Origin of the sequence: Pseudomonas putida (assembly GCF_050989985.1) — a bacterium.
Taxonomy (GTDB): Bacteria; Pseudomonadota; Gammaproteobacteria; order Pseudomonadales; family Pseudomonadaceae; genus Aquipseudomonas; species Aquipseudomonas putida_AI.
Genome location: NZ_CP158815.1, coordinates 3158225 through 3181853, shown reverse-complemented (window position 1 = coordinate 3181853; position 23629 = coordinate 3158225). Strand labels below are relative to the sequence as shown.

Annotated in this window: 22 protein-coding genes and 4 pseudogenes; 11 read left to right on the top strand and 15 right to left on the bottom strand. The window is 53.8% G+C overall.

Annotated features, from left to right (window positions below):
• Positions 1-19 precede the first annotated feature (19 nt).
• The gene (locus ABTV29_RS14765; RefSeq protein WP_433771412.1) at positions 20-931 is read right to left on the bottom strand and encodes an SDR family NAD(P)-dependent oxidoreductase; all 912 of its coding nucleotides are present in this window, start codon (positions 929-931) and stop codon (positions 20-22) included.
• Positions 932-1190: 259 nt separating this feature from the next.
• On the opposite strand from ABTV29_RS14765, the gene ABTV29_RS14760 reads away from it, so the two are divergent.
• From ABTV29_RS14760 to ABTV29_RS14750, 3 genes are all read left to right on the top strand, one after another.
• Positions 1191-2111: a LysR substrate-binding domain-containing protein gene (locus ABTV29_RS14760; RefSeq protein WP_433771410.1), complete on the top strand. Its 921-nt coding sequence runs from the start codon at positions 1191-1193 to the stop codon at positions 2109-2111.
• 370 nt (positions 2112-2481) lie between these two features.
• Complete coding sequence (locus ABTV29_RS14755; protein ID WP_433771408.1) at positions 2482-2799, top strand: DUF6966 domain-containing protein; 318 nt, start codon at positions 2482-2484, stop codon at positions 2797-2799.
• A gap of 71 nt (positions 2800-2870) precedes the next feature.
• A complete protein-coding gene (locus tag ABTV29_RS14750) occupies positions 2871-3158 on the top strand; it encodes a hypothetical protein (RefSeq protein WP_433771406.1) in 288 nt (95 codons plus the stop codon).
• A gap of 208 nt (positions 3159-3366) precedes the next feature.
• Here the strand turns inward: ABTV29_RS14750 and ABTV29_RS14745 are convergent.
• Positions 3367-3539, bottom strand: a pseudogene (locus ABTV29_RS14745) (cupin domain-containing protein); the annotation flags it as partial.
• A gap of 496 nt (positions 3540-4035) precedes the next feature.
• Between ABTV29_RS14745 and ABTV29_RS14740 the strand changes: the two are divergent.
• From ABTV29_RS14740 to ABTV29_RS14715, 6 genes are read left to right on the top strand one after another with little or no spacing between them, the layout of a single operon-like run.
• A complete protein-coding gene (locus tag ABTV29_RS14740) occupies positions 4036-4458 on the top strand; it encodes a nuclear transport factor 2 family protein (protein ID WP_433771405.1) in 423 nt (140 codons plus the stop codon).
• Complete coding sequence (locus ABTV29_RS14735; RefSeq protein ID WP_433771403.1) at positions 4455-5216, top strand: SDR family NAD(P)-dependent oxidoreductase; 762 nt, start codon at positions 4455-4457, stop codon at positions 5214-5216. The genes ABTV29_RS14740 and ABTV29_RS14735 overlap by 4 nt, the downstream gene beginning before the upstream one ends.
• Complete coding sequence (locus tag ABTV29_RS14730) at positions 5213-6460, top strand: NAD(P)/FAD-dependent oxidoreductase (protein ID WP_433771402.1); 1248 nt, start codon at positions 5213-5215, stop codon at positions 6458-6460. Before ABTV29_RS14735 ends, ABTV29_RS14730 begins: the two co-directional genes overlap by 4 nt.
• Positions 6457-7248, top strand: a complete 792-nt coding sequence (locus ABTV29_RS14725; RefSeq protein ID WP_433771400.1) for a DUF1365 domain-containing protein — start codon at positions 6457-6459, stop codon at positions 7246-7248. Before ABTV29_RS14730 ends, ABTV29_RS14725 begins: the two co-directional genes overlap by 4 nt.
• A complete protein-coding gene (locus ABTV29_RS14720; protein WP_433771398.1) occupies positions 7235-8503 on the top strand; it encodes a class I SAM-dependent methyltransferase in 1269 nt (422 codons plus the stop codon). The genes ABTV29_RS14725 and ABTV29_RS14720 overlap by 14 nt, the downstream gene beginning before the upstream one ends.
• Complete coding sequence (locus ABTV29_RS14715) at positions 8500-9003, top strand: DUF2878 domain-containing protein (protein ID WP_433771397.1); 504 nt, start codon at positions 8500-8502, stop codon at positions 9001-9003. Before ABTV29_RS14720 ends, ABTV29_RS14715 begins: the two co-directional genes overlap by 4 nt.
• Before the next feature lies 1 nt (position 9004).
• On the opposite strand, the pseudogene ABTV29_RS14710 reads toward ABTV29_RS14715, so the two are convergent.
• The 3 genes and pseudogenes from ABTV29_RS14710 to ABTV29_RS14700 all read right to left on the bottom strand — a co-directional run.
• A pseudogene (locus ABTV29_RS14710) lies at positions 9005-9205 on the bottom strand (DUF3833 family protein); the annotation flags it as partial.
• Positions 9206-9229: 24 nt separating this feature from the next.
• Positions 9230-9460 (bottom strand): chalcone isomerase family protein, encoded by a 231-nt coding sequence (locus tag ABTV29_RS14705; RefSeq protein WP_433771395.1) that lies wholly within the window; start codon positions 9458-9460, stop codon positions 9230-9232.
• Between the two features lie 44 nt (positions 9461-9504).
• Positions 9505-9624 (bottom strand): annotated as a pseudogene (locus ABTV29_RS14700) (hypothetical protein); the annotation flags it as partial.
• Here ABTV29_RS14700 and ABTV29_RS14695 point away from each other — a divergent pair.
• Positions 9603-9743 (top strand): annotated as a pseudogene (locus tag ABTV29_RS14695) (IS5/IS1182 family transposase); the annotation flags it as partial. The pseudogenes ABTV29_RS14700 and ABTV29_RS14695 sit on opposite strands and share 22 nt — an antisense overlap.
• Before the next feature lie 262 nt (positions 9744-10005).
• On the opposite strand, the gene ABTV29_RS14690 reads toward ABTV29_RS14695, so the two are convergent.
• Positions 10006-10878, bottom strand: a complete 873-nt coding sequence (locus tag ABTV29_RS14690) for a DNA-binding protein (RefSeq protein ID WP_433771393.1) — start codon at positions 10876-10878, stop codon at positions 10006-10008.
• Positions 10879-10956: 78 nt separating this feature from the next.
• Between ABTV29_RS14690 and ABTV29_RS14685 the strand changes: the two genes are divergently transcribed.
• Positions 10957-12060, top strand: a complete 1104-nt coding sequence (locus ABTV29_RS14685) for a site-specific integrase (protein ID WP_433771391.1) — start codon at positions 10957-10959, stop codon at positions 12058-12060.
• 353 nt (positions 12061-12413) lie between these two features.
• Here ABTV29_RS14685 and ABTV29_RS14680 read toward each other — a convergent pair whose 3' ends face one another.
• From ABTV29_RS14680 to ABTV29_RS14640, 9 genes are all read right to left on the bottom strand, one after another.
• Positions 12414-13298 (bottom strand): hypothetical protein, encoded by an 885-nt coding sequence (locus ABTV29_RS14680; protein ID WP_433771389.1) that lies wholly within the window; start codon positions 13296-13298, stop codon positions 12414-12416.
• A 15-nt stretch (positions 13299-13313) separates the two neighbouring features.
• A complete protein-coding gene (locus tag ABTV29_RS14675; RefSeq protein WP_433771388.1) occupies positions 13314-14393 on the bottom strand; it encodes a TniQ family protein in 1080 nt (359 codons plus the stop codon).
• The gene (locus ABTV29_RS14670) at positions 14365-15237 is read right to left on the bottom strand and encodes a TniB family NTP-binding protein (RefSeq protein WP_433771386.1); all 873 of its coding nucleotides are present in this window, start codon (positions 15235-15237) and stop codon (positions 14365-14367) included. Before ABTV29_RS14670 ends, ABTV29_RS14675 begins: the two co-directional genes overlap by 29 nt.
• The gene (locus tag ABTV29_RS14665; RefSeq protein WP_433771384.1) at positions 15230-17080 is read right to left on the bottom strand and encodes a Mu transposase C-terminal domain-containing protein; all 1851 of its coding nucleotides are present in this window, start codon (positions 17078-17080) and stop codon (positions 15230-15232) included. The genes ABTV29_RS14670 and ABTV29_RS14665 overlap by 8 nt, the downstream gene beginning before the upstream one ends.
• 1082 nt (positions 17081-18162) lie before the next feature.
• Positions 18163-20235, bottom strand: a complete 2073-nt coding sequence (locus ABTV29_RS14660) for a pyridoxamine 5'-phosphate oxidase family protein (protein ID WP_433771382.1) — start codon at positions 20233-20235, stop codon at positions 18163-18165.
• Positions 20236-20347: 112 nt separating this feature from the next.
• Entirely contained in the window at positions 20348-20893 is a 546-nt protein-coding gene (locus tag ABTV29_RS14655) for a cysteine hydrolase family protein (protein WP_433771380.1), read from the bottom strand.
• A 43-nt stretch (positions 20894-20936) separates the two neighbouring features.
• Positions 20937-21560 (bottom strand): DJ-1/PfpI family protein, encoded by a 624-nt coding sequence (locus ABTV29_RS14650; RefSeq protein ID WP_433771378.1) that lies wholly within the window; start codon positions 21558-21560, stop codon positions 20937-20939.
• 126 nt (positions 21561-21686) lie between these two features.
• Entirely contained in the window at positions 21687-22598 is a 912-nt protein-coding gene (locus tag ABTV29_RS14645; RefSeq protein ID WP_433771376.1) for a LysR family transcriptional regulator, read from the bottom strand.
• Positions 22598-23518, bottom strand: a complete 921-nt coding sequence (locus ABTV29_RS14640; protein ID WP_433771374.1) for a LysR family transcriptional regulator — start codon at positions 23516-23518, stop codon at positions 22598-22600. The genes ABTV29_RS14645 and ABTV29_RS14640 overlap by 1 nt, the downstream gene beginning before the upstream one ends.
• Between the last annotated feature and the right edge of the window lie 111 nt (positions 23519-23629).

Below are 23629 nucleotides of genomic sequence, written 5' to 3'. Positions count from 1 at the left end.
TGTCATTCTGGACACGATCTCACCCTATCATCCGCGTGGCAACTTCCCACAACCGCTGCGCGTTTTCAGGGTCAACGGCGTAAGGTGCCACTCCCGTGTAATCGGCAGGCCGTTTGGTGACTACCAGCGCCTCATTACAATCCTCGAAATAACGACCGCCAATGCCTTCCAACAGCGGAGACGCCGCAAGCAACACCGATGTAGCTGCACCTTGTTGCACGTTCTTCTGACGTTCAATTGGCGTCTTGAGCCCACCGGTGTGCTTCTGAAGGTTTGTTGCGATTGCCCCAGGGTTCAAAGCGTTGGCGAAAATGCCTCGCTCCGCCCAACGGCTGGTGATCTCTACGGCAATGAGTGCGCATGCCGATTTGGCCTGGGCATATGACGCGAAAGCATCGTATGTGCGGAAGTCGAAATTGATGTCATCGAAAACCACTGGCCCTAACAGATTAGCGTTTGAACTCAGCGACACAATTCGGGCGCCTTCGGCTTTGATCAAGGCGTTTTGCAACCCGAGTACGAGCGCAAAATGGCCGAGAAAGTTGGTCGCAAACTGCATTTCCCAACCTTGCGAAGTCAACTCCCGTTCAGGAACGGCCATGATCCCTGCGTTATTGACAAGGATATCAAGCGGCTCTGACCAAGACTCAGCAAACGATTTCACAGAAGACAGATCCGCCAGATCGATTGAACGTATATCAACGGTACCCCTGCCTTCTGTGCGCAGTTCGGCCGCTACCGATTCCGCCGCTTCCGGACGCCGTACTGCAAGCGTCACGCTTGCGCCGGCAATTACCAATGCGCGCGCTGTCTCAATACCAATACCGGAGGCCCCGCCCGTTACGATCGCCCGTTTACCAGTGAGATCAATCCCTTCAATGACCGCTTGTGCGGTTGAATGAAAGCCGAATGGTGTAGTGATACGCGTCATGAATTATTCCTCGCATTTTTAGGCCCGCTGAGTCGAACTGACTGGCGGATTCACCCTAAGACCGGTGGATGAAGCAAAGCGGCAACTGCCCCGAGTACCGAACGGATCGTGCTAAACCCGAATCCCGGAATGCTTGGAACGCCACTATTCCCGCTATGAAGCCCCGATCCGCGTAGAGTTGTTGTGACCCAAGATAAGCCTCGACACTGTCGCAAACAATCAGGCTAATATCGGATGAACTGATGCAGGAATTGGCACAATGCAGAAATCCGGGCTCCTCGAACTTAACGCCGTGGTCGCAGTTTCTACTCATCGCAGCTTTCGCCGTGCGGCCGTGGAATTGGGAATGTCGCCATCAGCACTCAGTCACGCGATTGCTGCACTGGAGAAACGCCTTGGCGTGAGGTTGTTCCACAGAACCACGCGAAGCGTTTCTCTGTCAGAAGCCGGGGAGCAATTTCTGGTTCGTGTGCAGCCCGCTCTGCGTGATATATCCGCGGCCATGGAGGCGGTTGGCGAATTTCGCGATACACCGGCAGGCACCCTACGCTTGAACACCTCCGAAGGTGCTGCGCAAATGGTGCTGACTCCAGTGGTACTGGAGTACCTAAGGCGTTATCCAGACATGCGTGTAGACATCGTTACCGATAGAAGTCTGGTTGACATCGTTGCTGGTGGATTCGACGCTGGCATACGGTTGGCGGAAAGCGTTCCGCAGGACATGATCGCCATTGCGATCACTCCCCCGCTCCGTTTTGCGGTGGTCGGTTCCCCTCAGTACTTCGCGAAACGCAAAAAACCAAAGGTTCCGCCAGACCTGCTCGCACACAACTGCATACGCGTGCGCTTCCCCAGTGGCTCGATCTACAAATGGGAGTTCGAGAAGCGCGGTGAAGAGCAATCAGTAGATGTCAGCGGATCGTTGACGCTCGACAGCCACCACTTGATGTTAGAGGCGGCTTTGCAGGGCGCCGGCATAGCCTGGACTAATGATTTCGCTGCTTCTGTCCATATTGCGTCCGGAAGTCTCATCCGCGTATTGGAGGACTGGACTCCTTCATACCCGGGGCTGCGCCTCTACTATCCTGCTAATCGCCATATGCCAGCGGGACTTCGGGCTTTCGTCAACGTCGTCCGTGAGACTGTGTTGGAGAATGCGATCAGTAAAAAGAAAGGCTGAGCTTCTAGGCTTAGGCTAGGTGCCATCGCATTACCGTGCCAGGAGTTTAGCGAAGGTCATTTGGCCTAGGCTTTATGTCGAGCAGACCTTGATCCACCGTCAAAAAAAGCGTCGTAGGCCCTAATCGTCGATACTGATTCATTTGTTTACCCAAGACTCTACGGTCGCCGAGATGCCCCGTTCCAATCGATACTGACGTTTTCACAAAGCCTCGGTCGGTTTCTGCTGATTGCGGCAGACAGAAAACGGCCAGAAGCGGCCCTTGGACAACCTGATGGCGAAACAGTAGCTTATCTAGCGAGACTGACGAAAACTACTCGGCGGTGAGACTCCTTTCCATACCGTGATTCACCTTGGACGAAGTCAAGAAATGGGACCGAAAACTGAAGAGCTGATCTACATTCTTGATCAGCTTGCAATCTTGCTTGAAAGCGATGGAGACACCCACTGGAGCTTTTGGATGCGTAGGACCAGAGCACTTTTGCTGGATTCTGATTACTCCGGGATTGAGTATCTGCTGTCAGCCTTCGGCGGAATGGGCTCATTAAATGATCTCATTCTTGGTCAAAACTACATCAGCGGCGTTTTTTCCTGGAAGCCAGGCCATGTCGAGCTAAACGAAAAATTCATTGAATTGCACGACAACGCCGAGCGGCTCGCCAACGCAATAAAACGATCTCAAGCTTGATTGAGCACCTTAACAAAGCCCCGCAGCCGCGTCTGTGCATTCCCTTCACGTCCAACCTTAGACGGCAATAGATGAACCCAACCCTCGACAAGGCAGCTAATGGACATCTGACACTTAGTTTCAACGACATGTCAGACGCTTGTTGGTTATCGCTAGCTGAGAACCTGATCAAACTCCGAGGGTTCAAACGATTGGGTTCATCAGTCATAGGCGTTGATGAAAAAATTCACCAGAATTTCCAATGTGCCGAGTTCAGCCTCGCAGCCGGCTGGGACAATTGGTCTGGGTACTACTTGCTTTCAGACTCGGTGGCGGGCGATGTTTTTTTGCAAAAGCTATTTGAACAGCTCCGCTCCTGACAGGCGAATCAAGTCATTCGCTTCGCTGACTGGAAAGGCGTGCCAGGGCATTCGGAAATGGCTGCAATGGGCCGGTTGAATCCACAGCCAAAAGCGGACAGTTGATTTCCCCACTCGCTCTCGCCTCTGCACGTTGCAGATACGCCCTTCTCCAGCTTTGCCCCACCACGACTAACGCTGAGAAACGCTACAGCGTAAGCCGCCGCGGCTATTCGCCGTCCCAATAATCTACGCCGTTGACACTCCGAGCAATCGAGACAAACCCTGAAGATTTGCCTTCGAAATCCAACTCGAAATCGTCCATCACTAGTATTTTCCAGAATCCGGGTACTCGCGAATGTCCGGCGATCACTGGGTGCTGACGGCTAGGTATCGCAGCAACTCACCTGCTAATCCGATGACCTGACTACACGTTGGTAAACACATTCCTGAGACGACTTCTCAAGATTGTCAAAAAACGCGTGCTAACAGCTTCTTTTCAGACAATGCAGCTCATGCGCCAAAAACCGCATATTCCCACTAAAACCCGCCAAGCTATCCGAAAGAGACAGGATTTGTCTCATGCGCAGAGGATCCAGCCTCGACTAAGTACTACTGAACCGGCCAATTCGGGAAATAGTTGTACAAAAAAATTGACTTGTACAGCATACCTTCTATTCTTTAAAAAACTGTACAACAGACATTTTTCTGTACAAGAAAAAGCGGAGCGAGGCCCATGGTCGACACAAAAAGGACCAGCAAAATCACGATCAGCACCTCGTCCAAACGATGTGATCTATCCGGCACAGCGAACTCCCAAGACACGCTTTTAACTTTTCCAGACGACACCTGCGAGCGCTGAATTCGCTCATGAACCTGCCGGCAACGGAGACCCAACGTGCCTGACTTCCTGCGTTGCTTCGCTCACAACTTTGCCGCTCTGGACGCCAGCAATTTGCACAAGCTTGAGGAGCTGTACAGTCACGATGTGCGCTTCAGTGATCCTCTCCATGAGATCCAGGGCCTGACAGCGCTGCAAGCCTATTTCACAGAGCTATACGCCAACGTCAGCGAGCTAGGTTTCAGGTTTCACGGTTACGACCAGGTGCAAGACGGTGTCGGTTACCTACGCTGGACCCTGCAATACCACCATCCTCGCCTGCGCCATGGCCAACTGATAGAGGTCGATGGTTGTTCGCACCTGCTTTGGCACGAGAAGGTGTACCAGCATCGCGACTACTTCGATGCCGGCGCCCTGCTCTATGAGCACTTGCCGTTAATGGGTACCGCCATTGGCTGGTTGAAAGCGAGGCTGGTATGAAGCGCATCTGGCTCACCGGCGCCAGCAGTGGCATCGGCGCCGCCCTGGCGCAGATGCTGTTGGCTCAGGGTCATTTTTTGGCCGTCAGCGCGCGCAATGTTCAGGCCCTGGAAAAACTACATTCGGAACATCCGCAACAGGTGCTTCTGCTGCCCGGAGACTTGACCGAGCCACACGAGGTTCGAGCGATGGGTGAGCGAATCGAACGAGTCTGGGGTCACTTGGATCAGGCCATCCTGAACGCGGGCACTTGCGAGTACCTGGACGTCGGCCGCTTCGAAGCCCATATGATCGAACGGGTGATGCGGGCCAATTTGTTTTCCGCGGCCTACTGCGTGGAGGCAGCCCTACCACTGCTGCGCAAGGCGCAGCGACCGCATCTGGTGGCAGTGTGCAGCTCGGTGACCTACCTACCGTTACCGCGCGCCGAGGCTTATGGCGCCTCTAAAGCGGCTATGCGTTACTTGTTTGATTCGCTACGCATCGACCTGGCACACGAGGGTGTTGACATCACCCTTGTCAGCCCCGGCTTCGTCGATACCCCACTCACACAACAGAACGATTTTCCGATGCCGATGCGCTGGCCAGTCAACAAGGCTGCCACCTACATCATCAATCGGCTCGAAAAACGACCACTGGAAATCGCCTTTCCCGGGCCATTCATCGCCGCCCTACGTCTATTGGCGATATTGCCTCAACGCCTGCAACTGGCGCTAGGCAAAGTCATGACGCGCTCCGTCACAGGAGAGTCCTCATGAAAATAGCCATTATCGGTAGCGGCATCTCCGGCCTGACTTGCGCTCACCTGCTCAACCGTCAGCACGAAGTCACTGTCTTCGAGGCGAGCGACTGGATCGGTGGCCATAGCCATACGGTTGACGTTGAAGTAGAGGGTGAACGTTTCGCCATCGATACGGGCTTCATCGTTTTCAACGACTGGACCTATCCCAATTTTATCCGTCTGCTGGATCAACTCGGTGTGGCCTCGCAACCTACCGAGATGAGCTTCTCGGTACAGGATCCAGGCACCGGCACTGAATACAACGGCAACAACCTCAATTCCTTGTTTGCCCAGCGGCGCAACCTGCTCTCACCCTGGTTCTGGGGCATGTTGCGCGACATCTTGCGCTTCAACCGCGAAGTATTGCGTGACCTGCAAGAACAACGCATAGACGCCGATACCACCCTCGGAACCTACCTGCGGCAAAACGGCTACGGTCAGCGTTTTATCGAACATTACATAGTTCCAATGGGGTCGGCGATCTGGACGATGTCACTGGGTGATATGCAGGGCTTTCCGCTTCAGTTCTTCGTGCGCTTCTGTAAAAATCACGGGCTCCTGTCGGTCACCCATCGGCCGCAGTGGCGTGTGGTCCGCGGTGGCTCGCGCAGTTATGTAGCAGCGTTGAGCGACGGCTTTGCCGAACGTATCCGCCTCAATTGCCCGGTGCACCGTGTGGTCCGTGACATCGCTGGAGTGAACCTTCACAGCTCCGCCGGCATTGAATGCTTTGACTCTGTGGTTTTCGCCTGTCACAGCGACCAGGCATTGCGCCTGCTGGCGACTCCCAGTCAAGCCGAGCGGCAGATACTCAGCGCACTGCGCTTCGCCGAGAATGACGTGGTACTGCACTACGACATCCGGCTGCTACCGAGCCGTCGCTTGGCTTGGGCAAGCTGGAATTACCGCCTCGGCGGCTCAGCCCGGCAACCGGCCGCTGTCACCTACAATATGAATATCCTTCAGGGACTCCAGAGCGACACTACCTTCTGCGTTAGCCTGAATCAGACCGCGGACATTGACCCGAGCAAAATCCTCGAACGCTTCCGCTACGACCATCCGCAATACAGCCAGGCAGGACTGGTCGCACAAGCACGTTGGCCAGAACTACAGGGCGCTCAAAACAGCTACTACTGCGGCGCCTACTGGGGCAACGGTTTCCATGAGGATGGTGTAGTCAGCGCCTTGCGCGTGGCGGCTGCTTTCGGAGAACAGCTGTGAACAGCGCGCTGTACCGCGGTTGGGTCAGCCACCGCCGGCTGCTGCCGCGCGTCCATGGGTTTCGCTACCGCATGGGTATGCTCTACCTGGATCTGGCGGAACAATCCCAGGTGCTGGGCTTATCTTGGCTCGCCGGACGTTCGCGCTGGGCCGCCTTCGCCTTCCGCGAAACCGACTACCTGCCGCTTTTCACCCGCCAGGGTATGACACTGAGCGATGCCGTACGGTATCGCGTGGAGCAGGCCCTCGGTCACGCTCCGCAGGGACGAATCTGTCTGCTCACACAGCCGCGCAGTTGGGGGCTGTCATTCAATCCGCTCAGCCTGTTTTACTGCTTCGAATCCGACGGCAGTCTGGCCGCCATTCTCTGCGAAGTTAGTAATACCCCATGGCGAGAGCGTTACCACTACGTACTGCCAACCCACAGGAGGGGTGAGTCACGCCATCGGGTAGCCAAGAGCTTTCACGTCTCGCCCTTCCTACCTCGCGATCTGGAGTACCGCATGCGCTTTTCTGCGCCCGGCCAGCGACTGAACGTGAAAATGCAGGACTGGCAGGGCGAGCAAAAAATGTTTGAAGCGGGCCTGGGCCTGGAGCGCATCGAACTGACGCGCCAAAGCCTGCACCGCCACCTGCTGGATTTTCCCTGGATAACCGGCAAGACCCTGCTCGGCATTTACTGGCAGGCCCTGCGTCTGCTGCTTAAGCGTCTGCCGCTGTTTTCCCATGACGCGGCCAACGGTGAATACTGCATCGCAAATCTGGAGTCTCGCCATGACAAATCCTAGCCTGAACTCCACCAGCACCTGTGGATTTGCTGCCAACGGAATAGGCTCCCGTATGCTGAAAAAAGGGGTCCTGCGTCAGCTGGCACAACTGCGCCATGGACACTTGGAGATCATCGTCGACGGTGAGTGCCTGAGCTTCGGTGAGCCAGGCACTGTTCCGCATGGCGAAATCGAAGTGCACTCTGCGGCCCTGTGGTCGATGGTGGCGGTGAACGGCTCAATTGGCGCTGGCGAGGCCTACATACACGGTTACTGGAGCAGTCCCGATCTGACTGCGGTGATCCGCATTTTCGTTGCCAACCTAGACGTGCTGGATGGAATGGAACGTGGCCTGGCACGTTTACGCCGTCCACTGGTAAAAGCCCTACATTGGATCAACCGCAACACGCGCCAGGGCTCGCAACGCAACATTTCAGCGCACTACGACTTGGGCAACGCGCTGTTCGAACAACTGCTGGACCCCACCATGATGTATTCCGCGGCGATGTTCCACTCCGCCAGCGACAGCCTCGAACAAGCCCAACTGCACAAGCTGGAGTGCATCTGCCAAAAGCTCGATCTCAAACCCAGTGACCACCTGCTGGAGATCGGCACTGGCTGGGGCAGTATGGCGCTGTATGCAGCCACCCACTACGGCTGCAAGGTAACCACCACCACCCTGTCCCGTGAGCAATTTGCGTACACCCAGAGCCGAATTGAGGAGCAGTGTCTGCAAGACCGCATTACCCTGCTGTTACAGGACTATCGCGACCTGACGGGCAAATACGACAAGCTAGTATCGATCGAGATGATAGAAGCCGTCGGACACCGCTTCCTGCCCACCTACTTCAAACAGTGCGCCCATCTGCTCAAAGAACACGGTCTTATGCTATTGCAGGCCATCACCATTCGGGACCAGCGCTATGAGCAGGCGAAAAAAACGGTCGACTTCATCCAGCGCCACATTTTCCCGGGCGGTGCCTTGCCTTCGGTGAGCGCCATGCTGCACACCATCAGTCGCGATACCGACCTCAACCTTCACCATATGGAGGACTTCGGCCTTCACTACGCACGTACGCTTCGCCTGTGGCACGATAACCTGAGGCGCAGCCGGCGCAACCTTGAAGCACTAGGCTATGACCAGACATTCTATCGCCTCTGGGAGTTCTACCTATGCTACTGCGAAGGTGGCTTCCTTGAGCGAAGCATCGGCACCGCGCATCTATTACTCGCCAAACCCGGGGCACGGCCGCAGCCCTTCGAGCTAAAAGCGTGAGCAGACGGGTCCGGTTGTTGCTGAACTCAGGGCTTTTCCAGTTAGGCTGGTTCGCCTGTGTGTTGGGCGCCCAACGGCCGTGGCTGTTGCTGATTGCAATTACCTGCCTGGCTATACACCTGCTTTGGATTGCCAACGCCGTTAATGAGTGGTGCAGTCTGTTACGGGTAGCAGCCTGCGGTTGGGTTCTGGACACTACTCTTTTGCACCTCGGGCTATTCAACTTTCCCAATACCAGATTTGTTTTGCCGCTATGGCTGGCGGTGCTTTGGCTGCTTTTCGCCAGCACTTTGCAACACAGCCTGAGTTGGACGAGACGCCCCTGGTGGATCGGCAGCCTGCTAGGGGCCTTTGTAGGGCCTTTGTCCTATTGGGTCGGCGCCAGGTTGGCTGGCGTGGGTCTGCCGCTTGGTGTCTGGCCCAGCATTCTGCTACTTGCATTGATGTGGGCGATGTTGATGCCGGCGTTGCACTGGTTCGCCGGCAAGCATGCACGTTGAGTCAAGACTGTTTGCGGAAGAACAAGGTGATCTGGCCTACCTCCACCCCGAAATTGGTCATGAACGAGCGATTGATCATGGTGCTCTTGTCCATAAGGTACATCCAGTCGTCTAACTCAACCTGATACTCCTTGCCATCTACCGGCAGGTTCAGCACATATCTCCAGCGCAGTGTATTGCCTGCCATCTCACCAAGCGCTTCCACATGTGCATTTCCTCGACAGTCTCAGGGTTTAGCTGCACCCAGCAATTGGGCGCGCAGCTCCGGGTTACGTGTTCGGGGGTCAAGCCAGATGGCAAAAAACGCATTGGCAAACGCCTCATCCCTCACCACATGCTGGAGGTTCTCGCCGACGTAAAAACGTGCGCCCTCTCCGGGCATGTAGACTCCGGTGATGCAATCACCGGCACGCACATCGACAAACGCCTGCTGCATCTCCCGCTCCCAGCGGGCCATCAGCTCTGTATTCAGGGAGTTGGGTGACAGGCGACGGATTTCCTTAATACTGGCCTCCGCAGCGTTTCGTCGGTATTGCCTTTGCCAGAGGCCAAGGTCCAGGCCAGATCGCCTTTGCTCTTCTCGTGGTTTTCCTGGTGCGATTGGAATGTTGTTTTCCCACCTCAAGCGCATCTTGAAAATGGATCGCTTGCGACTGCATGGCATGAGTGGCACGACCGATGAATTCACGCTCGCCGATGCGGTGCAGAACCTGCGTTGGCTGACCAAATTTACCCCTTAAGGGCCGCCTGCTAAGGGATAGGTGCACCTGCACCAAGCCAAAAACCTCAAACCAACCCACTAACCGAGTAGAAAAGGCCGACGACGGGCCGAAAAACCACTCAATATGTTGCGTAGATTCTCCGAAAATGAACGTAGTGAGTTAAGGCGAGCGGAAAATACGACTTTTTCAACAGGATCGGCGGATTTTGGTCCTTGATCTGGCGCCTACAACTAACTACATCAACTTGCTCCTTATCGGCCCGAGAATGCTGAGTTAACCCTCAGGAATCGGACACTCTCGCCGCGGGTTTTCGGGATCTTGGCTTGCGCTTGGCCGCCGGCGCCTGACGTAGCTGCATCAGTTGTTGCTCCAGTGTTTCAGCGCGGGCCTGCTGCGCTGCGGCACGTTGCTGGGTTTGGCTGAGCTCGGATTGGATCGACTCCAACCGACGTTGCTGTTGCTCGACTTGCCGCCCTAATATCTGGAATTGGGCCGTGATGGCCTTGCCCTCCTCCCGCGCGCGGTCAACCTCACGATGCGCACGATCTTCGACGCCACGTACGTAGCCCTCCTGTGCCACGCGCTCCTGCTCGGCCTTGAGCCGTAACGCCTGCAGGTCCTGCTGTAACATCTGGGTGTGCTGCTGAGCTTCACGGCGCTCGTGCAGCAAACCTTCGCGCTGCTGCTGCAAATCCTCGACCTGCGTCTGGCGCTGCGCCAACAGCAAGTCCAGATCGGCCAGGCGCAACTCGGCCGCCTGACGCCCGGCCAGGGCCTCTGCTGCCTGCTGGCGGAACTGTGCCGAGTCCTGACGCGCCTGATCCTCGACCTCGGCGACTCGCTCGCGTTCTGCGATCAACACCTTGCTCTGTTCCGCCATCGCTTGTTCAGCCACACCCTGCGCCAGGTGAATCGCCTGCTGCCACACCGCGACGAAGGCCTGCGACACTTCCGCTGGCAACGCCGGCAGGCGGGTCTCGCCGCTCATGCGCTCAGCCAGCCGCGCCCACCACTGATCGAGCAAGCTGCCAACCCGCGCCGGGCTACCGCGACCCAGTTCCAGGCGCACGCGCTCCACGGTCGGCCGTTCGCCGCGCGCCAGGACCGCATCCGCGGCGGCAAACACCTCATTTTCCGGCACTCCTACTGCCATGGCTCATCTCCGCGTATATTAGGTCTGATAAAGAGAGTTTATCCGACTCTATATTTTTTAGACTGGAATTATCATACGTTGAACGTAATAGAATTTACAGATCAGCTAAACTTGGTCGACGAACCCCCGTTGGACCTGCATTTTCTCGCCATTAACGCGCAGCAAGCTGCGACGGCCTTTATTGCCGCCGGCACGGCTGCCAATACCGTGCGCAGTTACCGCAGCGCCCTCGTCTACTGGTCGGCTTGGCTGCAACTACGCTACGGCCAGGCGCTCGGTAACGCGCCACTGCCGGCGACCGTCGCCCTACAATTCATCCTCGATCATTTGGCCCGGCCGCTGGAAGACGGGACCTGGACGCATCTGCTGCCACCGACGATCGACGCAGCACTGGTCAGCGCGGGTGTCAAAGCCAAACCCGGGGCCTTGGCCTACAACACCGTGAGTCATCGCCTGGCCGTGCTGAGCAAATGGCACCAGCTCAAGGACTGGAGCAGCCCGACCGAAACGGCTCCGGTCAAGACACTGCTGCGCGAAGCGCGCAAGGCTCAAAGCCGTCAGGGGCTTCAGGTACGAAAAAAAACCGCAGTCGTGCTGGAGCCGCTGCAGGCACTATTAGGCACCTGTACCGACGGTGTACGGGGTGTTCGCGATCGCGCCCTGCTGTTGCTGGCCTGGAGTGGTGGCGGCCGCCGCCGCTCAGAGGTAATCGGATTGACGGTCAACGATGTGCGCCAGCTGGATGCCGACACCTGGGTCTATGCCTTGGGCGCGACCAAGACCGACACCAGCGGCGTGCGCCGGGAAAAGCCCCTGCGCGGGCCGGCCGCGCAGGCGTTGTCGGCATGGTTGGAGGCGGCACCGGCTCCTTCAGGACCGCTATTTCGCCGCCTGTATAAAGGCGGCAAGGTCAGCGCTGATGGGCTGTCGAGCGACCAGGTGGCGCGCATCGTCCAGCGCCGCGCCAAAATCGCCGGCCTCGAGGGCGACTGGGGGGCGCACAGCCTTCGCTCTGGGTTTGTCACCGAGGCCGGACGCCAGGGGGTGCCGTTGGGTGAAGTGATGGCCATGACCGAACACCGCAGCGTGACCACGGTGATGGGTTACTTCCAGGCGGGTTCGCTGCTCAACAGTCGCGCCACTGAATTGCTGTCTGGCACAGGCATTTCAGACAAGGAGTAAATTATCGATCTCTAAAGAACAACGTCTCTATCGTTGAGCCTGGCGCGCACCACTCTAGTGAATTGGGCGCGAATAGCCGTTGAGAGCGTCGTATAGTTGGCGCACTTAATCATCTATTTGCCTACCTCCCATCCCTAGTCCGCATCCTTTATAAAATACTCTTGCTCCGAATGATGGTAATGACCAAACAATGCCGTTCAGGTTAAATGATAAGTATTTCAGATTAGCGCGAGTCGAGATCAAAGGCACGGGAAGTTTAAGCGACACCATATAGCTAACCTAGGAAGCGGAAACATCCCCAGCATACAGCGCATGAGGGCTATTGAGGCCACCATTGTAAACCATAAAAACACTTACTTGGTTCTGTAACAATAAAGATTTGAACCTTCAACTATCGGGTTGGTTGCGAGCTTTGCTCTCTTATCGTTAGTATGTTTTTCATGCCCCGGAGGGAGATAGTCATACAATCTCCTCAATGGCCTGATGATAAGAGGAGCTTCGGAGGCACAATAGATAAAAGGCAAGGAGGCATTGTAAATAGCTGAAGCGCCATTGCTATATACAACCCGACTTTTTATACTGGGTTGTAATCGACGATAGTTACCAATGGGAAGTTCCTGATCTGCGGCTTCGAGCCAGGCCAGTTCGCGCACCCTTAATTCAACTATGCGCTCTCTATACTTCGGCGGAATCCTTACCGAATGATCCAGCACCGCCTTTGTTAGGACTCGCCAATCAGCTGCTGTTTTTTTAATAATGGCTGATCCAACTTGCCAATAAAAAGTAAGCGTGCTGGGCCATTCAAGCAACATGGGCTCGCGCAACACTTCGATTCCAGTCCACGTCGGAAATTGCGACCAAAATGCCTTTTTCTGTGTTTTAGACAAACCCTTAAGGGTCTCTCGCAGTTGCTGCTTATTACTACAAAGAGAATTTACCAGTTGAAACATCGAATCGGAAACGCGGACTACACCAGGAAAACGAATGGGTCTTTTTCTTCCGATAGCCCCTTTGCCCGATGTATTGGATAATGCCTCCAACAAAGCAAGCGTGGCTTCCGAGCCGATCAACTGTTTGACGGCAACGTCACTACCCAAACTCTGAGGTGACACCTTCCACAACGCCATGACTTCAAGTTCCGAATCGTTAAGCAGCACCCCCCTTAGGTCATGCATATCTTTTTGCATTTTGATTGCGCTATAAACACAAAAATTGAATGCATCGAATTTCATTTCCATGAGCAACACACCTAATTAACATGACAGCCAATAGTTGCGTAGATGCTTAGGCCACGTAGCCTGCAACTGTTCTACAACCCGCTCATAGTCAGTTAACTCAGAAGACAGCAACTCCCGCTTCAGATCACGCGGATTATTCGGCAAAGAATAATCAAGTCGCTGCAGAACCCTGAACAGCACATCACTTTCCGCCGAGGTAAACATACCCCAGAAAATGCCTACAACTAACAACGCAAAAAGACGGCATGTTAGATTTGTGATTGTCAATCCATGCATAATCTTTTGCATACCGTCTTTCGTTTCTACTGCCCTTTCATATATAGTCGGGCTTTTTAACGCTCGATAAATCAAACACCTTCGTTCAAAATATTTTGTATGCCCTCGAAGCGATAAACCCAAGGTAGTTTCTATTGCCGAACAACAATCAGCCCATGGCAATCCTTTTAAAAAACCTCTCATCAAAACATTTTTGTTTTTTGATGTTGTCAATACATACTGTACATGCCTCCCAAACAACCATAAGCAGGCCCATGCCCCCGCGGAGGTCTCAAGAGACGGCAGCGATAATACTCGTGGCTGATGGCAAAATGGCCCGAAACTAGTGAAATCCACACACGCTTTTGAAAATGCTACTCTTGCTTTTTCAGAATAAACAATTGATTCATCCAATTGACTCATCGGAGAAACGTGTTCGAGGCAGGTCACGCAAAGAAAATCATCCCATGTTTTCCGCCAAAAAGGATGACGGCCAAGGGTAATATCATTCAAAACACAATAAGGACAGAAAAACCTCCTGGACCGACGTGGCTGGATCAATAAATAATGATTAAAGCTCGTCATTCTTATAACATCGTGGACACTGCACTCAAGAATAGCGCTCATAAATTTAATGCCGGTTTGAGAATAATTGTAATCAGGATCAAATCCTTGATCCCAGTTATGATCGAAGTCATTAAGAATTGATTTAATTTCGCTGTATCTTTGATCATTTTTCAACTGGCAACGATAGAGGTAAGATGATAGCGTCTCATCCTGACAAGGCTTATTTTTTTGCGCCTGAAGCATTTCACCATCCCTCTTGTTGAAAAGGTGCATTGGCGCCTTTCTTGAGTAGCTCAAGAGTGATTCGTTCCTGCTGTGTGGTTATTGCGTAGATCGCGGCATGTTTAACAGCCTCAATAATTTTACTAGTAACACCATGACTGTGGCTGATCAAGAAGTTAACCTTGCTGCGACCAGTGAGACCGGAAGGATTTAGAAGTGGGAGCTCAGACTCAATCGCGGATAAAAATGAGGTAAACTCTGAACCTACTCGCCATACTGGCATATCAAAAAAAACGAATCTTCTTTCTAGTTGTTCATCACTTCTAATTGCGCTCGTGACCCTTTCTATTCCGAAACAAAGCAACAGAATGGGCTTTTCTGCACAACTGAGCTCACGCAGATATGTCAATATATTCCTCTGATCCCTAGCAGTCCCCCTCATCAAATCGTGTAAATTATCAATAACTATAGCTTTGACTCCTTGCAACAAAAACACCCTCCCGATTTCATCCTCCAACACCGAGTTGGCAGGTAGGTTCCTTGAAGCTATACTTATTCCTAGTAGCTTGGCGAGTTGGGTTAAAAAAGCCTTATAAGTCGGACAGTGTCGCGGATCGAAATATTTTATGGCCCGATTTTTAGAAAAAACATGTTTTTTCAGGTGATTTAATAGGGCAGTTTTACCAATACCTGTCGGCCCCACTACCAACAAACAAGGTGCTTGACTTGTATTCTCAGTTGCAAGCATTCGACGACTAATCGCCTCAACCTCTTCCGCCGTATTATTGCTCACCCACATCCAATTAAAGATATAGGAAATTCTATCGATGCTGGCAGATTTTGCGATTATCCGCGCACGTTCGGATAAGTGCGTCGGTTCTGGCGCGTCAGTCATTGAAGTACACCTTTTTCGGTGTAATAATACATTCTTCAACATCAACATCAACATCAACATCGCTCGCAGCGGTAGAATTTAACCCTGACTCAACGACATCGAAATGATGCTCACTACGGTGCGTTTGTTTAGATTTTTTACGCCTCGCTTCTTTAGTTTTGCTTACAGCGTCATACACTAGCGCCTCATTCGCCTCTAAGAGTTCATAATATCGGCTTTCATCCTCAGGGCTTTGCCCTCGCGCTCTCATTATTTTAGCCGTGTATTTGGCTTGCTCCAAAGACACGTCAGGTGCCATTGCATCAGCAAGCGAAATGTCCCGGTAAACACCTTTTATTTTCAACCACACCGAACGCAGGGTTTCAGGATTGTAAACACACGTGTATGAATTACCGATTTCCCATCGTAATGAACTATCCCAATAACGAAAATTATTTAGCGTTACCCCACGACTACGAACCATAACTAATTTCCTTGGCATAAAATCCAATTTAAACGATTTCGCATCGCTTATAATCGGGGGCATGTCGATACTACCATCAGGTTGAATGAAGTGTTCATTCCACCGTTTTTTTGGTGTTACTTTCCCCAGCCCTGAATGGCGACGGAGGTGATAACGCTCCACTTCACGAAGCAGCCAGTGTCGGAACTCGGCGAATGTCATACATGCCATTTTCTCACTATCGTAATCTTTATTGGCCACTGTATTTGAGTCGGTTTTTCCTGGAACGAAGTGAACCTGCCCCATTATCGTACCTATATAACTTTCAATATGGCCGCCATAATGTTTCTCCCTACGCCATTCCATTTTCATACCGTGGGCGTCGCACGCGTCGATTAGCGCGGGACTTTTGAATTCAGCTGCGTGATCCGAGCATAAAAGCTCTGGAATGCCATAGTAGGGATAATTGATATCAGCGCACCCAATTTGCTGAAGCCATCGGTCTTTCGGAATACACATATTCGCAATGCAACATGCAACGGAATATCTGGATGGAGCTGACCACGACAAGTACATCCCTACGATTATTCGTGTATAGCAATCAATTGCAAAAGTCACCCAAGGCCTTCCTATTGGTAAGCGGTATATCTCATCGACAAGTAATAAATCCACTGGCGAATGATCTATTTGCACTCGTTCGAACGGGTGACTCGTCACGAATACGCCGGGCTTTGCCCTTGATTCATCTGCAGCACGTTTGATACCAATTCTGATTTTTGCAGTCTTGGGTGTAGGTAAATCCGCCACCCTTCGAACAACTGCTTTGACGCCAGGACAGCGAAGACCCGCGTGCCTGCACATTTCCACTATCTTATTGTGCACATTTGTATAAGTGAAACGCTCCTTCTTTTTTAGCGCTTCAGCTATGCAGTAACCTATAATCGATTCGACGCGATCGTCTAACATCTTTTTACCAACAATACGACCGCGCTTGTCTTGGATAACACTTATGGGCCCACGCTTTTCGTCATAGCGTTCAAGTAATCGATAAATAGTTCTCTGGGAAAGATCCAAACGGCCCTGAAGCTCAGTAACAGCTTCGGCTTTAGTGATGACAGACGCCATAACATCTCTTATTGCGTTATATCTTTTAGTTGCCTCAGTGCGCCGTTTATTGTCGTCTCGACCATTCTGATCTGTCCACTCAGCAATCTGCGCGGATATTTTTCTCCCAGCTTCATTAAGTATAGGAACAAGCTGCCCCACTTCTAGAATCAACAACTGGCCGTTACTAAGATTTTTAACCTGAAAAAGTCCATCACCGAGGAAACCTAATATTTCCACCTGCGAATCTTCGAATTGAAAAATTTTCCCAACTGATATTTTTGTTAATTCCGCCATGATGCATGGCCCTTGTAAAACACCCACATCTAATACTAGTACAGCAGTATGCAAAAAAAGAAATATCCGGTATTTTTTAACATCGTTTAGCTATTAAAAAAACCTCGGCTATTAAATTTGACAAAAGACGCATCATTCTTTTAAAAGTGACAAAACAAGCCATTTCATGAGGATTTCTGACTCGACTGGATAAAAACCCTACAAAATCAGATCGATATCTCTCGCCAATTTTACTGGTTGCGCGCAGTTGCACACTGCTTTGAAAGCCTCGATCTGCTCAATCAATCCCTTCGAGGCAATCGGCTGAATCAAGTCGTCTGTCTTTCGTTCACAGCTGGATTTGTCGTTCTCACTTCGAGCATTCATCTCAACGCTCGAATCTCTGTCACGCTTCTTGCGGCTTGCGTCGTTCTGGATTGTTCTCCATCAATTGAAAATCCGTCGACGTCATCACGGATTGATCCAGATCTTGGTCTTACACCATACAAGGCTTAGCCGATTCGTTTGATATCAACTATGGCTTCAGGGATGGCTTGCCAATTTTTCTCGCAGGTCACGCTTAAAGCGCGATGCTATGTGAAATCTGCAGCATTGCGCTTGGTGTTGGCACACAGATTTCAAATACAGCGCGTTCGCGCAAACAACCAGCGCCGGCGGATTTGCATCCAGATAAGGCGTGGCGTTATTGCAATCGTTCTATAGCCCTCAACAGACCAGCAAGCTGCCTGTGCCACCGCTCTAATTACAGTCTCTCGCTTGTTGAACACAGCGCCGAACAGCCCGGCAATCAGCCTTACAGGAAGATCGGCACTTTCTTTCTATATCCAATCAGGCCAAATATTTGCTAGATTTCACGCCATTATTTATATCAACTTCAGTACCTGGCTTGAATGCAAGCCTCGCCCTAACGATCATTTCCCACGCTGAAACTACAACTCAACTAAACGTCTATTTAGTTTAGTTAATTATTGATTGATCGACTGCCTCATTCAGCTGCCCTCCCGCTTCAGTCATCCCATGAACCAAAAGACGAAGCGCTCAACCCCCGTCTAGCGGGATGAGCGCTCCTGAAATGGCACCATTCACAAATCCAGCACAAGGGGCGGATCGCCCGCCTTGCCTTTTGCAGGTACCGCACAACAGATCAGTACTTCACCGTCAGCTGGCATCTCGGCCGGCAAGTTCAGATAGTGCACTTGCCCACTGACCAATTTGGTACGGCATGTACCGCAAGATCCTCCGCGGCAACTGAAGTCGGGATTCAAACCCCGGCTTTCTGCCAGTTCCAATAAACTCCCGCCACCTGGCTCCCAGCGTGCTTCCTTGGACGACGTCAGAAACAGCACTTTGACTGGACTGCTTGCCGCCGGTACCTGCTCGACTGCCGGAGTGAGTTGATCCCGTTGGCGAACCAGCGTCGAGGGGCCGAAAGTCTCTGCGTGAATACGATCATCGCCAACGCGCAACTCACGCAATCCGTCGTACAAAGCCTGGGTAAACGCGCCTGGGCCACACAGGTAAAAGTCGTAATCGTCGAAGGGCAACAGGGCTTTGAGCAGCGAGATGTCGACCCGCCCTGCCAGCTCAAAATCCTCACCTTCACGAGCATGTTCTTCCGGCTGACTGAGCAGACGTAACGCGCGAATTTTATCTTTGGCACGGGTCGCCAATTCGTACAGCTCATCGCGAAACCCAAGATCAGCCAGACTGCGCGCACTTTGAATAAACCAGGTGGGTCGAGTGCGGCGGATCCGTTCCCCTTCATAAATCACTTCGCGAAGCATCGAGAGCAACGGCGTCACGCCCACGCCTGCGGCCAGCAAAACCAACGGCCGATGCTCGTCGGCTTGCACAGTAAATCGTCCTTGAGGCGCACGCGCTTCAACCAGGTCCCCGACCTGAACCTGGTCGTGTAAATGCGTGGAGATGAGTCCGTCACGCTTGACGCTGATACGGAAAAAACTGTCGGAGGGTGCGCTCGACAGGCTGTAGGTCCTGACCAGAGGGGTTTGTCCTTCAGCCAGGCAAAAACGCACCGGCAGATGCTGGCCCGCCTCGAAGCGAGGTGTGCCTGCACCATCTGCGGGCTCAAAGTAAAAAGAGCGAATCGTGCTGCTTTCATCAACGATCCGCGTCACCCGCAACTGTCGCCATTGATCGCGCAAGGCATCGGCCTGCAATCGGCCTTCTGCTTGCTCCCAACTGCCCGTCATCAAACTGTTGGGAGAGAAACCTTCGAACCGCCAACGCAGATCCAAGACGGCCTGACGTCGAACAACCCGTTCCACGGTCAGCGTCCAGAGTCGCTCCGCCCCTTGAAATGCCGCAATCTCCGGCCCCTCGAGAATGAGCTCGGTACGGCCGGAAACTTGCAGCACATCACCCGATTCAAAATCGATGAACACCAGCCCCGCGCGAGGATTGAGCACGAAATTGCCCAAGGTATTGAAGTGCAGGTTGCCGGCGAAATCGGGAATCGTCAGCACGTTGCCTTCAACCCGGACGAAACCCGGATTGCCACCCCGGTGTGATACGTCCACCGAGCGCCTGGATGAATCACCGTCCAGGTCAACGTAACTTGCGAGGAAAAAGGTATCGGCCTTGCTGATCGTCGCCCTCGCCGCCTCATCCAGTTCGTTGAGATGCTCGGCGGTGACATCTGCGGATGAGTGGCCAAGGCTGACCGGTTCAACGCCTCGCAATTGGATGTACTGCGGACAGTTACCGAAAGCGTGCACCACAGTGACGGCAAAACCGCCTGACGAGGCGGTGCTGATGTTGCCGTTCATTCGATTGCGTCGTCGGGTTTTCAGGTCGATGCCCAGTAACCCCACCGCAGCCCCCTGCTCCAGCGCCGCCTTGACCGGATCACCATCGGCTGGCAAGCGCTCGATTTGCAGCACTCGCGGATCAGGTGAATGGATGAAGCCTGGGGGGCCTTCGATCAACGTGGCCCAGGGCCTGCCTTGTTCATCTACTGCGCCCAACACCAGGTAAGGCAGTTGGTTGTAGAACAATCGATGCTGATCAGGCATGTAATCGCGTACGACCTGGCGCCCGAATATCTCCATCTGATCGGCGACGCCGACGCTTTCCTGCAATTGCCGCTCACCCGCATGCCAGGGAGAAGTTCCTGGCGCGTCCGACTGATTCATGGATCACCTCTACGCATTGGTAAACAGGTGCCCTTCCCCCGCCGACCGGCGAGTGAAGGGTTGTATCCCCGGCAGCGGGGTCTATTGCGACATTCGCAGAGACGGCAAACAACTAGGCCACATACTCATCGGTGCTCAGCACCTTGGCGTAACCAAATTGAAGAGCCGCCATGAAAGCCGCGTGCACCAGAGGCGCAGGTACCTTGATCTGATTGAACTCCAGGTCGTGGGTCGTACAGGCATCGTGAATCACCGTCGTCTCGAACCCGAAGTCGTCAGACGCGCGGGTGACCGCATCAATACACATGTGGCTCATGTTCCCCACCACAGTGACCCGTTCAATCCCGTTGTGTTCGAGCACATCCAACAGTTCGGTTTCACGATATGGGTTCATGAAATGTTTGACGATGACCAACTCGTCCGCGAGATTTCGCACCTTTTCGTGCAATTGCGCGCCGTCGGAGCCAGGAACAAAAAACGGTGCATCGGGGGCTAACGTTTCGTGGCGGATATGGACCACCAGGTCTCCCCGTTCACGTGCCGCGCCAATCACACGAGCAGCATTGTCAGCGGCCGCGTCAGTAGCGTTGAGTTCCCATTTGCCACCGGAAAAATAGTCATTCTGGATGTCAACGACGATGAGTGCGGTATGAGTCATGTGGTTACCTTGCTAGAGAGTTGATTCAAATCGGGGGATCGGTTCACGGAACTTGCGGCGTCTCGTACCAGGCACGGTCAGGTGTGGCGAAGCGCATTTTCTGACGGATATGAGCGGCGTTTTCGACGCTGGTAATTTTCTCGAGCAGCAGGAACGCAACTTCGGTGGCTGTGCCCGGCCCGCTTGAAGTGATGATGTGGCCATCGACGACGACAGGCCTGTCGACGAAGCGGGCACCGGTTTCCAGTAATTGGTTTTTCCGTTTCCCGCCCTCCTGGTGATAGGTCGTTGCGTTCCTGTCGCGCAGCACGCCGGCCACGCCAAGACACACCGAGGACACACAGACACTGGCCACGGGTTTACCGGTTTCGACGAAATGGCGGATGGTTGCCAGGAAGGGTTCGCTCAACGCTTCTTCATAAAAACCCGCAGGTTCAAAACCACCGGGCAATGCCAAGGCATCGAAGCTGCTCAGGTCCAGATCGCTCAATAAAAAACTCGGATTAAGCGAGAGACCGAAGGTGGTTACGATCTTTGTGCGAAGGCCGGCATTCACCAATTCAATCGGACGGTCACCGAGCAAATTGGCCCAGCCAAGTACGTCGGTGAAAGCAGCCATTTCCAGTGGTTCGACACCGTTGGCCAGTAACATGAGCACGTGTTTCATCCGGTATGTTTCTCCGCTGTACAGCATGGAAGAGTGTGTGGCCATGCTCCGTCATTACGGCAAAGCAGAGAACGACCACAAAATGCAATCCACTATTTCGCTCACTGAAATGCCCGTGCAATTCGTTCAAAGCGCGTCCAGCTGCATGGCCGGGTGCTCTCGCAGGCCCTCGACAATGTGGTCGACGAAACTGCGTACCCGCATCGAGGCCTTGCGCCCTTCGCGGTACACAACGTTTACCGGCAACGCCGGCAATTCATAGCGCTGCAACACGCGACGCAATCGCCCACTGCTCAAATACTCATGCAATGGATAGCTCGGACAGCGGGTAATCCCTGCGCCATGGGCGGCAGCATCGATGGCCGCCTGGATCGTCGCGCAACTTATTCGGGTTCGGGCTTTGAGTTGACTCAGCTCGCCGTCCTGCTGAAAGTCCCACTGAACCTTGTCTCGATAAGCGTGGGTGGCAACCAGACAATGGTTCCTCAAGTCTTGCGGTACTTTGGGCTCACCGTGACGGGCCAGATAAGCGGGACTGCTGCATACCATCGAGCGGACATGGCCAACTTGTCGTGCGATCAATGAAGAACTCGGCAGATGACCGACCAGCACTGCCACGTCGATGCCCTCCTCGTTCATGTTCGGAAAGCGATCGTGGTACTGAGCGAAGACTTTGACTTCGGGATACAGGCTCATGTAGCTCGCCAGCAAAGGCGTCATGACATATCGACTGAACAGCAGCGGCAACAGAACCGTGAGACTGCCTTGCGCCTGTACGTGCGAGCCTTTGGCCGAAGCCTCGGCCTCATCGACCTGTTTGAGGATGCGCGAGCAATCGGCCATGAACGCAGCGCCTGCCTCGGTCAGCACAACCCCGCGGGTGCTTCGCTCCAACAGTGCCACGCCCAGACGCTCCTCCAGTCGCGCAATGGCACGCACCACCGTAGGGCCGGACACATCAAGACGACGCGCCGCCGAGGCGAGGCTCGGTCGCTCCGACAGCGCCTCGAACATGAGCATTTCATGATAGCGATCCATCAGGCCGTGCCTTTGGTCACAGCCTTGAGCGCCGCATCATTGCCCAGCCGATCAATGAGGAAATCCACAAAGGTGCGCACTTTTGCAGGCACTCTGGCGCTCTTGAGGTACACCACCTGGATCGGCAATGCGGCCGGTTCAAAATCTTCCAGCACCAACTCCAGCTCGCCAGCGGCGACCCGGCTGGCCACCTGATAGGACAACACTCGCGTGATACCCCAGCCCAGGCTGGCGATATTGATTGCCGCCTGATTCGCGGTAACGACAAGACGCGGCTCGAAGCGAAAACTCAGTTCGTTGCCGTCACGGACAAATTGCCAATCGCTCAACAAGTGACTGGCCGAAGACATGACAATATTGGCGCCGCTCAACTCACCGGGATGACGCGGCCTGCCGTTACGCTCAAAGTAATCGGGAGTGCCGCAGATGACCTGCCGTACTTCACCCACTTTGATGGCGTGCTGATTAGTCTCGTGCAAATGGCCGATGCGTATCGCTACATCAATACTTTCGTCAGTCATGCTGACGACACGATCCACCAGCAACGCGTTGAGGTGCACTGAAGGAAACTGGTCCACGTACTCGGCCAAAAGCGGTGCGATGAACAGCTCGCCAAACAGCACCGACGCAGTCACCGTCAAATGCCCGCACGGTATTGAATAACTGCCGGCAGCAGCCTCCTCCGCCTCTTCGACCTCACTGAGTATCCGCCGACAATCCTCCAGATAACGTTGCCCTGCTTCAGTGAGATGCAGGCTTCGAGTCGTTCTAGACAGCAGTTGCGTGCCGATGCGATCTTCCATCGCGGCGATGGCGCGGGTCACACTGGGGGGCGAGATATTCAGGCGGCGCGCGGCGGCGGCAAACCCCTCCTCTTCAGCCACAGCCATGAAAATCTGCATTTCCTGAAAGCGATCCATAGGCGACCCTGTCTGGATGAGAGGACAGTGAGGTATCTGACCGCTTGCGCGTGCAGACCACTTTGCCAGTATCGTCGGCTACAGAGACTTTCGCATGCGCCGCCGGGCTGG